Genomic DNA, 12344 nt, shown 5'->3' with positions numbered 1-12344 from the left:
CGGACACCGCCGTCAGCGCGTGGCGCCGTTCGACGGGACGGCGCCGTTCGACGGGACGGCGGCGGGCAGCGGGTGCTCGGCGGTGATCTTCTCCAGCACGGCCAGCGCCTTGCTCTCCCACAGCGCCAACCGCAACTCCTGGAACGTCATCATCGCCTGCTCGACGATGGCGATCGCGTGGAACGTCTCGCCCCGCTGCGACACGAGCTGCGCGAGGTCGAGCCGGATCCGCGCCGCGCCGACGCGGTCGAGGTTCTCCTCGCACAGCCGGATCGCGCGCCGCAGCAGCCGTCCCGCCTCGGCGAACATCCGCATGCGGCCGTGGATGAGCCCGAGCGAGTGCAGGGCGTAGCTCTCGCCGACGGTGTCGCCGGAGCGCTGCACCATGCCCAGCACCGACGTGATGAGCTGCTGCGCCTGCTCGTAGCGGCCCTGCACCAGCATCGCGCCGCCGAGCCGGTACAGCACCTGGGCTTCGACGCGCGGGCTGGAGATCTCCCGGCACATGCCGAGGGCGCCGCGCAGCTGGCCCACCGCGAGCTCGTGTTCGCCCCGGTCCAGTGACAGCTGGGCGAGCTGGGACACCACGTAGGCCTGGCCGACTACGTCGCCGACGCGTTTGAAGCCGGCCAGCGACTGTTCGAAGATCCGGGCCGCGAGCTCCGGGCGGCCCTCGTTGTACTCCAGCAGCCCCAGGTTGCGGCGCACCAGGGCGAGCCCGTGGGTGTCGTCGAGCTCGGTGAAGATCTCCAGCGCCGGTTCCAGGGCCGTTCTGGACGCCTCCATGCGGCGCTGGCTGTGGTGCAGGGAGCCGAGTGAGCACAGCAGGGCCGCGGTGCCGCGTTTGTTGCCCGCCTTGCGCACCGCGTCCAGGGCGCGTTCGTGGGTCTGCTGCCAGTCGTCGAGGTAGCTGCGGGTCTCGAACAACGTCACGAGCGTCATCGCGAGGTCCCAGCACAGCTCGTCCAGGCCCGCGTCGGCCGCCTGCAGGACGGCCGCGCAGATGTTCGGGCGCTCGCTTTCCAGCCACCCCAACGGGTCCTGCAGCACCTGGTCGAGGTACGAGGAGTGCGGCTGCCACCGTCGGCCGTTGCCGTGCAGGACGGTGAAGTCGCCGCCGTACAGCCGTTGGTGGGCCTGCTCGGCCATCGCGAGCCAGCCGCCGGCGACGCGTTCCACGGCGGCGTACTGGGTGGCCGGGGACTCGTGCGCGGCGAGCTGTTCCTTGGCGAACAAGCGGATCAGGTCGTGGAAGCGGTAGCGGGGCAGGCCCGTCACGTCGCTGCCGACCACGTCGAGCAGCTGCGCGTCGACGAGGCGTTCCAGGAGGTCGAAGCCGCGGTTGCGGTCGTCGTCGGTGAGCGCGGACGCCGTCCAGACCGGCAGGCTTTCCGCTTCCAGCAACGACATCAACCGCATGACCCGGCACGTGTCGGGTTCCAGGCCGTCGTAGGTCAGCGAGAGGCTGGCGCGCACGACCATGTCGCCGTGCACCAACTCGTCGAGGCGATGACGTTCGTCGGCGAGACGTCCGACCATCGAGGCCAACGTCCAGTGCGGGCGGGCGGCCAGACGGGCGCCGATGATGCGCAACGCCAGGGGCAGACCTCCGACGACATCCACCAACGCCGATGCCGCAACGGGTTCGCTCTCCAGGCGTTGCGTGCCGATGATGCGGCCCAGCAGTTCGAGGGCGTCGTCGGAGTCCATGAAGTCGACGTCGACCAAATGAGATCCGGCGAGACCGGTCAACCGGGTCCTGCTCGTGACGATCACACCGCACGTCGGCGAGCCCGGAAGCAGCTGGTGCACCTGCGACTCGCTGGCCGCGTCGTCGAGAACGACCAGCACACGGCGGTTGGCGAGCATGCTGCGGTACATGTCCGCGCGCTCGTCCACGCCATCGGGCAGTGTGGAACCCACAGCGCCCAAAGCGGACAGAAACCGGCCGAGAATCTCGGCGGGAGTGGCGGGCTGCGCCTGGGTGCCGCGCAGGTCGCAGTAGAGCTGGCCGTCCGGATAGGTCTCGGCCGCCACGCGGTGGGCCACGTGGATCGCGAGAGCGCTCTTACCGATGCCCGCCTTGCCCGAGATGTTGACCACGGGCATGGTCAGGTGGTCGCCGGACAGCACGGCCTCGGCACGGGCCACCACGTCCTGGCGCCCGATGAAGTCCGCGATGGTGGCCGGAAGCTGGTGCGGTGACACGACGTTCTGGACGGTGACCGGGACCGACTTCTCCTGGTCGAGGCGCAGCACCTCGTCGTCGGTCAGGATCGCGGTCTCGAGCTTGCGCAGCTGGTCGCTCGGTTCGAGGCCGAGGTGCTCGATGAAGAGGTCGCGGCCCGTGCGATAGACGTCCAAAGCCTCGGACTGACGGCCGGAGCGGTAGAGCGCGAGCATCAGCTGACCGCGCGGCCGTTCCCGCAACGGGTGTTCGGTCACCATGCTCTGCAATTCACCGATGAGAGCGTGGTGCCTGCCGAGCAACAACTCGATGTCGACGCAGTTCTCCAGCACCGACAGGCGTTTCTCGTCCAGACGCACCGCTTTGTTCTGCAACGTGGCCGCGGCGCCGCCGAGTGCGGGACCGCGCCACAACGCCAGTGCCTGCCGCAGCATCGCGGAGGCCTCTTCCATGCGTCCCTGACGGACGGCGGCGTCGGAGTCGGCCACGCGGCGTTCGAAGAGGAAGGTGTCGATCCTGTCGGCGGCGACGCGCAACAGGTAGCCGGGCTGGCGGGTCTCGATCTGGGCGTCGACGCCGACCCTCGCGAACTCCCGCCGGAGCGCGGACACGCAGATCTGGATCTGCGCCCGTGCGGTCGACGGCGGGGTGTGCTCCCAGACGAGGTCGATCAGCTGGTCCATGCTGACCACGCGGTTGGCTTCCAGCAGCAGAGCGCCCAGGATCGTCTGCTGACGTCCTGGCGGTACCTGAACCTGCTCCTCGGCTCCGATGACCTCGATCGGGCCGAGCAGCTTGAAAATCAGCTTCTCATCAGGGGCGGAGCTCATGTCGGACGACCCCTCGCGCCTTTATCTCTCGCAAAGCCCAACACCTCACGCTCCGGACGATTTCCGCTACGGATTTCCCGTGACGGAATTGCATTTACGGATGGGCGTACTCGCGTTCGTGCAATCCGGCCGAAGACGCGGAAAAAGGCACTCCCAGGCGTCACCTCAAGATCGGCTTACAATATGAAAATTTTTCACTTCCCGCTGCTGACCTCCCGTTCATAGAGACTGCAGGGCGGTCACTCAGATGGGTGATGATCTCCAAAGTTAGCTCCGGCAGGTAAAACTGTCAAGATCCTTCTTGTGTATCGGCGCACGATCCACCATAATGCGCCCGATCTCAATAGGCATCTCATTTGGAGATGCTCAGATCAGGAACAACAGGGCAGATCAAGCAGTACGTGTGCCTGAGAATTCACAGGTGGTCGGTGGCGGCGTCACGACGATCGTACGTCATGCCGCCAAGCAGCCTGAACGTCTCATCGGCGCTACTCCGAGCGGCACAAGCCGTTCGTTCGGATCGCTAACCGCACCCAACCATTGCGGTACACCGCACCCAATTTCAGGGACAAGCCACCACCCTGCGTAGTAACGGCTGTTCGTTGACTGGCGGATCAACTGTTGAGGCGTCTCATTTGGCCAGTTCAAGGCCGCCATCACGGCCGATTGATACGCGGTGGGTGCGCGATAGAGCGGCGATGGGCGGCGCTCCTAACTTCGCTCTCAGACGCCGCTCGAACGCGGCTGAAGCAGCACTCAAGCCAAGGACCGACCAAGCATGAGGAGGCCGACATGATCCGCAAGACGACCGCTGCCGCTCTGGTTCTCTCCGCCGTCCCCACGGCCCTGGCTCTCTCGCTGTTCTCCGGCACCGCGCAGGCCGACACCCCGTGGGGCAAGAGCGCCGCGGACGACACCCCGTGGAGCAAGGTCATCGCCGCTGATGACACCCCGTGGGGCAAGAGCGTCGCGAACGACACCCCGTGGGGTCGCGCCACAGACACGCCGTGGGGCCACTCCATCGCGCTCCCGGCGGTCCCGAACCACAACGACACCCCGTGGGACGACGACACCCCCTGGGGCTGATCTCTCCCCCTCCGACCGGATCACCGTCTAGATGGAGGCCAGAACCATGCGTTTTCACCTGCTGGGCTCACTGGAAGTCCTCGACGACGACCTGCCCGTGCCACTCGGCGGGGTCAAGCAGCGCGCGGCTCTGGGTTTCCTCCTGCTGCACGCCAACCGCGTGGTGGCGACCAGCAAGCTGCTCCAGGCGCTGTGGCCGCGGGACGTGCCGCCCACAGCGCGCAAGATGCTCCAGAACGCGGTCTCCGGGCTGCGTGGCGTTCTCACTCCCCACGGCAGCAGCTCTGAGGGGTCTGCGCTGCTGCTGACCCACGCGCCGGGATACCTCCTGCGCGTGGACCCCGACTCACTCGACCTGTCGCAATTCCAGCAGCTCACCGAACAGGGCCGAGGTGAACTGTCCGCCGGCAACTTCTCCGCCGCCGCGAAGGTGCTCCGCAAGGCACTGGGCCTGTGGCGCGGACCGGTGCTCGCGGATCTCGCGGAGACCGGCATCAACTGGCCTGAGCTGACCGCCATCAAGGACTGGCGGCTGGCCACGCAGGAGGACTGCTTCGAGGCAGAGCTCGCCTGCGGACGGCACTACGAGATCATCGGCGAGCTGGAGTCGTTGATCGAGGCCGAGCCGTATCGCGAACGGCTGGGTGGACAGCTGATGCTGGCGCTTTACCGGTGTGGCCGGCAGGTCGACGCCTTGAGCGTCTACCGCCGCACGAGGGCGGCGCTGGTGGAGGAGCTCGGTCTCGAACCGGGCCGTGAGCTGCAGGAACTGGAGCGCGCGATCCTCGACCACGCCCCCGCGCTGGACCTCCCGCCGTCGGTGCAGCGCAGGCACCTGCTCGCCGTCGGCCACTCCTCTCCCGTTCCACCCGTCCCCGCTCCGGCTCCCGCGGTGGTCACGCAGCCCTCCCCCGCGGTGGAACCGGCCGATGTGGACGTGACGACCGTGGAGCGCAAGCTCGTCAGTGCCGTGATGGTGTCCGCTCAGCTCGGTCTCGCGGCCGGCGACGGCGACCCCGAAGACGTCGACGCGGTGCACCAGGAAGTCGCCGCCGTGGTTTCCTCCGAGGTTTCCCGGTTGGGCGGTGTCGTCGGCGGCAACGTCGGCTCCGTGTTCCTCGCACTGTTCGGTGTGCCTCGCACGTCGGAGGATGATGCCGATCGCGCCGTGCGTTCGGCGTTGGCCATCCGTGACCGTCTGGCCGCGGTCGCGGACGTGCAGATCGGTGTGGCCACGGGCGAGGCCCTGGTGCGGCTACCCGCGTCCGGCACGCCTTCCGCGTCCGGCGTGCTGCTCGACCGGTGCCGCCAGCTGATGGCGCTCGCCCCGCTGGGCGCCGTCCGCGCCTGCACCGCGACCCGTGCCGGAAGCTCCTCCGTGACGTGGGCCGACGATCCCGTCCCGACCGGTGGCTGGCAGGCGGTCTCGTGCGTGTCCCCGCGCGGCGCGACCCGCCGGGCCCAGGCGCCGGTGCCGTTCGTCGAGCGCGAACGCGAGCTCCTTGTGCTGCAAGGACTTCTCGACGAGGTCCGCACCCGCCGCCGCCCGCACTTCGTGACCGTGCTCGGCGAGGCCGGTGTGGGCAAGACCCGGCTCGTCAACGAGCTCACTTCTTCGTGCGCCACTGCATTGCGTGGCACCGCAACGGCTTTCGGAGACGACTACGGCTACGGGCCGTTGTCCGACGTCGTGCGCGGGTTCGCCTCCCCGGAGACGCTGCACGCCGCGGTCTCCTCGTTGGTCGGCGCCGGCGAGCTCGCGGACCGCCTCGCGGCGAGCCTGGTCGGCCTCGCGGGGCCGAGCCCGGACGTCACGGCGGACTTCGCGGCGTGGCGCCGGTTCCTGGAGGAGATCGCCGAGTCCGAGCCGCTGGTCGTCTTCCTGGAGGACCTGCACTGGGCGAACGACGTGGTGCTCGACTTCGTGGAGGAGCTGAGCGAGCACGCGGCTTCGGTGCCGCTGCTGGTGGTCGTCACGGCCCGTCCGGAACTGCTGCAGCGCCGCCCCTCGTGGTTCGGCGGCAAGCGCAACGCGACCACGATCAGCCTGGAACCGTTGTCCCACAACGGGACCCGGAGCCTGCTGAACTCGTTGCTGGAGGCCGGTGAGCTCTCCGGCGAGCTGTGGCAGGCCCTGGTGTCGTGCGTCGGCGGCAACCCGTTGTTCGCCGTCGAGTACGCCCGGATGGTGTCCGATCCGCGCAACCCGTGCCTGCACAACGAAGGCGGGCTGCCGATGCCGTCGTCCGTGCGCGGAGTGCTCGCGGCTCAGCTCGACTCGCTGCCGTTCGAGGTGAAGGCCGTGCTGCAGGACGCCGCCGTCGTGGGTGATCTGGTCTCTCCCGGCGCGGTCGCCGCCACCGGCCTGCGCGACCCCGGCGAGGTCGCCAAGGCGCTGGAGTTGCTGGAGCAGCGGGACTTCCTGCGCCGTCAGGGCCGCAACAGCGAGACCGGCGAGATCGAGTACGGGTTCCGGCACCTGCTGGTGCGCGACGTCGTGGCCGACCAACTGCCTCGCACGGTGCGTGCGGCGAAACAGGAACGTGCGCTCGCGTGGTTCGAGGAACCGGCCCTGGACCTCACCGACCGCCGGGCAGGCTGAACGATGAACGGCGCATTTGTCCACGTGAGGTGGACAAATGCGCCGTTCATCGTCAACTGGGTCAGTGCTGCGGAGCCCTGCGCGGACGGCCGGTGCGCTCCGTGCGGCCGAAACCGCGGCCACCCTCGGAACGCTCCGAGCGACGCGGTCCGCCGCGGAACTCGCCGCCCTCCGAACGACGGCCGGAGCCACCGCGGTACTCGCCGCGGCCACCGGCGGCCGGAGCGCCGAAACGACGTCCGCCACCGCCACTGCGACGGGCCGGCTTCTCACGCTCGACGACCGGCTCACCGCTCGGGGTGCGGGCACCCGTGATGCGGATCAGGTCCTCGTCGCCGGGGCGCACCTTCGTGCTCTCCGGACGGATGCCCGCGCGAGCGGCCATGCCCTGGACGGCGCGGCGCTGGTCGTGCGTGACCAGCGTGACGACCGTGCCGGACTGGCCGGCACGAGCCGTGCGGCCGGCGCGGTGCAGGTAGTCCTTCGGGTCGGCCGGCGGGTCGACGTGCACGACGAGCGAGACGTCGTCGACGTGGATGCCGCGGGCCGCCACGTCCGTCGCGATCAGAACCGGCGTGGTGCCCTCGCGGAACTCGCCGAGCACGCGGGTGCGGGCGCTCTGCGCCTTGCCGCCGTGCAGGGCTCCCGCGTGGACGCCGACGGAGCGGAGCTTCTTGGCCAGGCGGTCGACGTGGTGCTTGGTGCGCACGAACATGATCGTGCGGCCCTCGCGCGCGGCCACCTCGGTCACCACGTTCTGCTTGTCCTCAGCGGACACGAACAGCAGGTGGTGCTCCATCGTCGTGACACTCGCGGTGGGCGGGGCCACCGAGTGCGTCACCGGGTCGTGCAGGTACTGGCGGACCAGCTTGTCGACGTCGCCGTCGAGCGTCGCGGAGAACAGCAGGCGCTGGCCGTCCTGCGGGGTCAGGTCGAGGATCGCCCGGACCTGGGGCATGAAGCCCATGTCGGCCATCTGGTCGGCCTCGTCCAGCGCGGTGATCTCGACCTGGGACAGGTCGCAGGTCTCCTGGCGGACGTGGTCGGACAGGCGCCCCGGCGTGGCGATCAGCAGGTCGACGCCGCGGCGCAGGTGGTCGATCTGCCGCGGAAACGACGTGCCGCCGACGACGACGCGGCACCACAGGCCCAGTGCGCGGGCGTGCGGCATGAGCGCCGTCTCGACCTGCATCGCGAGCTCGCGGGTCGGGACGAGGATGAGGCCACGCGGCTTGTGCGGCGTGGAACGGCCGCCCGCGAGGCGGGTCAGCATCGCGAGACCGAACGCCAGCGTCTTGCCGGAACCGGTCTGGCCGCGGCCGAGGATGTCACGGCCCGACATGGAGTCGGGCAGGGTGGCCGCCTGGATGGGGAACGGCTCGGTGATCTCGTTGGCGGCGAGCGAACGGATCAGCGCGTCGGAAAGGCCGATTTCGGCGAACGAGGGCAGCGGGCCTTCCGGCAGCGTGCTCTCGAAGTGCTCGGCGACGACCGGTTCCTCGACCCGCTGCTGCGGACGCGAGGAGTTGCCCTGGCGACCCGAGCGGCGCCGCGGTGACCTGCGGCTGTGTGCGCGCTCGGAACGACCTTCGGACATTGATGGCAAAACAAACCTCCGAGACATGGCACGTCTCAAGGCTGCCCCGCGCTTACCGCGGTGCCAGTTCACAAGGACGAGCCCGGCGTGGTGGTCACGCCTGAATGAGTGGGTGGACGCACCGGTCAACGGCGGTCAGGCCTTCATCGGTGCACAGCACAGTCTAGCTGATCATTGGTGGTGCGTTGCGCGCCCGGCAGTGTCGTTGGACACTGCCGGGCGCGCAACCTCGGTCACGCCATACCCGCCACGTCCAGCAGCGTTGCCACCAGCGCGGACGGGTCGGCGATCTCCGGCGGGAGGCCGCGCGAGGCGAACCACCCGCTGATGTTGCGGACGTCGCGGTCGAGGAACTCCACGCCGCGGGGGTTCGCGACGAGGTCGACCACCTGCGGCAGGTCGATCATGACCAGCCTGCCGTCGTGGACCATCAGGTTGAACGCGGACAGGTCGCCGTGCGTGACGCCCGCCTCCGCGAGCGTCGTCAACGTGGCGACCAGCTGACGCCACAGGTCGAGCAGCTCGTCCTCATCAGGACGCGTCTGCGCGAGCCGCGGTGCCGCGTTGCCCTCGTCGTCCCCGATGAACTCCAGCAGCAGCTCAGTGCCGCTGCGTTGCACCGGGTACGGCACGGGCGCGCCGATCTGCCACAGCCTGGCGAGCGCGGCGAACTCCGCGACCGCCCACTGCTCCGCGATCAGGTTGCGCCCGAACGCCGTGCGGTTCTGGACGGCCCGCATCTCGCGGGACTTCCTCATCCGCCGGCCTTCCAGGTACCCCGCGTCGCGGTGGAACATCCGGTGGTCGTTGCTGCGGTAGCGCTTGGCGGCGAGCAGGCACGCCTTCTCGCCCAGCGCGCGTTCCAGCAGGAAGACGTCCGCCTCCTTGCCGGTCTTCACGACGCCCAGCTCGCGGTCGACCGCGGCCAGCTCGGTGACGACCCAGCTCGGGCGCGGCTTCGGTCCCTGCTCGGCGTCGCCCCAGGTGGACCAGCGGTCGCCGTCCGCCGGGGTGTCCGCCGTGCTGAGCTGGTCCTCGCGCAGTCGTGCGACTCGCAGCTTCTCGGCTTCTGTCATGCGGCCGCGGCGCGTCGGCTCCGCGTCTTCGGCCGTGCGCTTACCGCGCTTTCCCTTGCGCCGCATGGTGTCGGCGTCGTCGAAAGAGGATTCGAAACGTTCGTACAGATCGTGCTCGCGCACGGTGGGGTCTCCCAGAAGGTGAAGGTGACCGCCCCACAGGCGCTCTGCGATCAAACGACGCTGATCAGGCGCGAAGGGCGGAGGGACGGGTCTCGCGGACACGTCCGAAGACAGGCTCTGACATGTCACACCTCCTCGTTCCTCACGCCGCACTTCGGCTGCGGTGAAGCTTGCCGGGTCGCTCTCCCGGCGCGCAACCGAATTAATCCGTGATCAGGTCAGCGGTCTTCTCGCCGGTCGGCAGCATCTTGAGCCCGGCCTTCTGCGCGACCTCGACCAGGCCTTTCAGGTCGCTCGGCTCGGCGCTGGTGGTGACGATGGCGCGGGCGAGCAGACCCTTGTGCGCCTTGTTGAAGTGGCTGACGACCTTGCCCTCGCTCGTGACCACCCGGACGACGACGGCGTGCGGGATCCGCGCGAGGCTCGAGTACGCGCCGGACCTCAGGTCGACGACGAACTCGTCGGCTTCCTCGAGCACGGGCTCCAACGCCGGCTTCCACAGCGTGCGCAGGCTGCCGTGGGACGGCAGCGTGCTGCCGCCGGACAGCCGGTACGCGGGCACGGGATCGCCGCCGCGGACCACCCCGAACAGCGCCGACGCGACCGCGAGCCGCTGGTAGGCGCGTTGCTTCTCGGCCTTCTTGAGGCTCGGGAAGTCCAGGTTGTCGTAGAGGACGCCGGTGTAGCGCAGCAGCGCGGGCGTCGTCTCGGACGTCCGCAGCGCCGCGTTGCGCTCGACCTCGTCGAGCTGGCGTTCGGAGAGGTCGAGCGCCTTGAGGCTCGCCGGCACGTCGTTCGCCAGGTCCTCCAGCGCGGACACCAGCTTGTCGCGCACGGGGTTGAGCTCAGGGAACGACAGCGCGTCGAGGTCGAGCGGCGCGCCCTCGCCGCCGATCGCCTTGGTCTCCGACGGGGGAAGCAGCACCAGCACGAGGTGAAGGGTAGCGACCCGTCCGCTACGGGGCCTGCAGCGTCAGGTACGCGAGGCCGAGCGTGCCGCGCCAGCCGCGCAGGCGGTAGGTGCGCTGCGCGTCGGCCTTCGCCCGGATCTCGCCGGCGTGCTCGGAGCCGGGGTTGTCGCGCAACCAGCGTTCCCAGGCGAGGCCGTGCCCGTTCTCGAACACGTCCCACTCGTCGAGGCTCGCCTGCTCCACCGCGAGCAGCCGGTAGCCGTGCTCGTGCGCCAGGTCCACCAGGTCGGCGACCGTGCCGTACTGGTCGCGCGGGATCGGCATCGCGGCGAGCTGCTCGGCGGTCGGCTCGCGCTCCCAGAAACCCTCGCCCAGCAACAACTTCCCCTGCGGACTGAGTAGCTTCCGGACCGCGGCGAGCGCGTTCGCCGTGTGCCGCAACGGATCTCCGCCCCACGCCTGGGTGGCACCGTTGACGATCACGACGTCCGCAGGCTTCTCGGGTTGCCACTGCCGGACGTTCGCAACGTGCAAGCCGACCCGTGCCGCGAGGCCTCGCGACGAGGCGTTGGCCTGGGCACGCGCGATGGCCGTCGCGTCCAGATCGACACCGGTGCCGGTGGCGGTGGGCGCGGCTTCGAGCACGCGGAGCAGGAACTCCGCCCACCCGCACCCGACGTCCAGCACGTGCTTCCCGTCGAGCGGCTGCAACCCGCGGATCAACCGGGCGGCCCGTTCGTCGGACAGCGGTCCGTGAAACGTGAGGTCCTCGTGCAGCGGCGCTATCTCAGGTGTCGTCATCGCACGCAGGATGGCGTCGTTCGTCCCGTACGGGCAACGCGTTATTCAGTTGTAGGCTCCATCACCTCCCCGTAGCTTCGTTTTCGTGGAACTCGTGTGGCGCTCACTCACAACGGCGGACATCCCCGCCGTGACAGCGCTGCACACCACGGCCGAGGCCATCGACGACACCGGCGAACTGCTGTCCGAAGAGGACTTCACCGAGAAGTTCGCCGAGACCGACCTGCCCAGCGGATCGCTGGCCGTGTTCGCGGACGACGTGCTCGCCGCCTACGGCCTCGTCGCGCTGCGCGACAATCCCGTTGGCATACACCGCGTGCGGCTCGACGGCGCGGTGCACCCTTCGTACCGCCGCAACGGCATCGGACGACAGCTGTTGACCCGCCTCGTCGCGTTGGCACGAGAGCTGCACACCACACGCCACCCAGACCTGCCCCTGGTGGCGAGCACCATGGTCGAGAACCGCTCGGCCGGGCACGTCGCACTGGTCAAGTCGCTCGGGTTCAGCGCCGACCGCCACTTCTACGACCTGGAGGTGGCGCTGGGCGAGTCACTCGCCCAGGTCCCGACCCCGCGCGGCTACGAGATCGTGCCGTTCTCCGCGACTCGTGACGAAGAGGTCCGCCAGGTGTGCAACGCGGCGTTCGCCGCACACTGGGGTTCGGTCGACCGCAGCCCGCAGGAGTGGGCGGCGTCCTTCACCAACAGCAAGCGTTTCGTTCCGGAGACCTCCTTCCTGGCGTTGAAGGACGACGCCGTGGTCGGTTTCGTGCTCGCCCGGTACTACCCGGTCGTCGAGGAGATGACCGGCGTCCGCGAACTGTGGATCGGGGACGTCGGTACCCTCGCCGACCACCGCGGGCGCGGGGTGGCCTCGGCCTTGCTGAGCCGCACGCTGGCTCGGGCTGCGGCGCAGGGCTACCGGCGCGCCGGGCTGTCCGTGGACACGGCCAACCCGACCCGTGCGCTCGGCGTGTACGAGCGCGCCGGGTTCGGGGTGGCGCGGACCTGGATCGACTACGGGCTGCCGGTGGAGCTTCAGGGCTCCACGCCCGCGTTGCCCTGACCTTGGCCCGAGCCGCACGCTGGCTCACGCCAAGGCAGAGCCACCGGCACACCGGACCGCCCAT

At 69.5% G+C, this 12344-nt stretch carries 8 protein-coding genes; 3 read left to right on the top strand and 5 right to left on the bottom strand.

Annotation, left to right across the window (positions count from 1 at the left end; genetic code table 11):
• Positions 1-12: 12 nt before the first annotated feature.
• The gene (locus tag ABZV40_RS03610) at positions 13-3018 is read right to left on the bottom strand and encodes a BTAD domain-containing putative transcriptional regulator (protein ID WP_355435157.1); all 3006 of its coding nucleotides are present in this window, start codon (positions 3016-3018) and stop codon (positions 13-15) included.
• 792 nt (positions 3019-3810) lie between these two features.
• On the opposite strand from ABZV40_RS03610, the gene ABZV40_RS03605 reads away from it, so the two are divergent.
• Positions 3811-4104, top strand: a complete 294-nt coding sequence (locus tag ABZV40_RS03605; RefSeq protein ID WP_355435154.1) for a hypothetical protein — start codon at positions 3811-3813, stop codon at positions 4102-4104.
• A gap of 46 nt (positions 4105-4150) precedes the next feature.
• Positions 4151-6706, top strand: coding sequence for a BTAD domain-containing putative transcriptional regulator (locus ABZV40_RS03600; RefSeq protein WP_355435152.1), 2556 nt, complete (start codon positions 4151-4153; stop codon positions 6704-6706).
• A gap of 61 nt (positions 6707-6767) precedes the next feature.
• Here ABZV40_RS03600 and ABZV40_RS03595 read toward each other — a convergent pair whose 3' ends face one another.
• The 4 genes from ABZV40_RS03595 to ABZV40_RS03580 all read right to left on the bottom strand — a co-directional run bounded on the left by ABZV40_RS03595 (position 6768) and on the right by ABZV40_RS03580 (position 11214).
• Positions 6768-8303: a DEAD/DEAH box helicase gene (locus ABZV40_RS03595; protein WP_355435149.1), complete on the bottom strand. Its 1536-nt coding sequence runs from the start codon at positions 8301-8303 to the stop codon at positions 6768-6770.
• Positions 8304-8536: 233 nt separating this feature from the next.
• Positions 8537-9445: an RIO1 family regulatory kinase/ATPase gene (locus ABZV40_RS03590; protein ID WP_355435782.1), complete on the bottom strand. Its 909-nt coding sequence runs from the start codon at positions 9443-9445 to the stop codon at positions 8537-8539.
• Between the two features lie 259 nt (positions 9446-9704).
• Positions 9705-10433, bottom strand: coding sequence for a peroxide stress protein YaaA (yaaA, locus tag ABZV40_RS03585; protein WP_355435146.1), 729 nt, complete (start codon positions 10431-10433; stop codon positions 9705-9707).
• Positions 10434-10458: 25 nt separating this feature from the next.
• Positions 10459-11214: a class I SAM-dependent methyltransferase gene (locus tag ABZV40_RS03580; protein WP_355435143.1), complete on the bottom strand. Its 756-nt coding sequence runs from the start codon at positions 11212-11214 to the stop codon at positions 10459-10461.
• Positions 11215-11299: 85 nt separating this feature from the next.
• On the opposite strand from ABZV40_RS03580, the gene ABZV40_RS03575 reads away from it, so the two are divergent.
• Positions 11300-12280, top strand: coding sequence for a GNAT family N-acetyltransferase (locus tag ABZV40_RS03575; RefSeq protein WP_355435142.1), 981 nt, complete (start codon positions 11300-11302; stop codon positions 12278-12280).
• Positions 12281-12344: the final 64 nt, after the last annotated feature.

The organism is Lentzea sp. NPDC004782 (assembly GCF_040609115.1).
Taxonomy (GTDB): Bacteria; Actinomycetota; Actinomycetes; order Mycobacteriales; family Pseudonocardiaceae; genus Lentzea.
The sequence above is the reverse complement of the archived record's forward strand: the minus strand, read 5'-3'. Positions and strand labels throughout refer to the sequence as shown.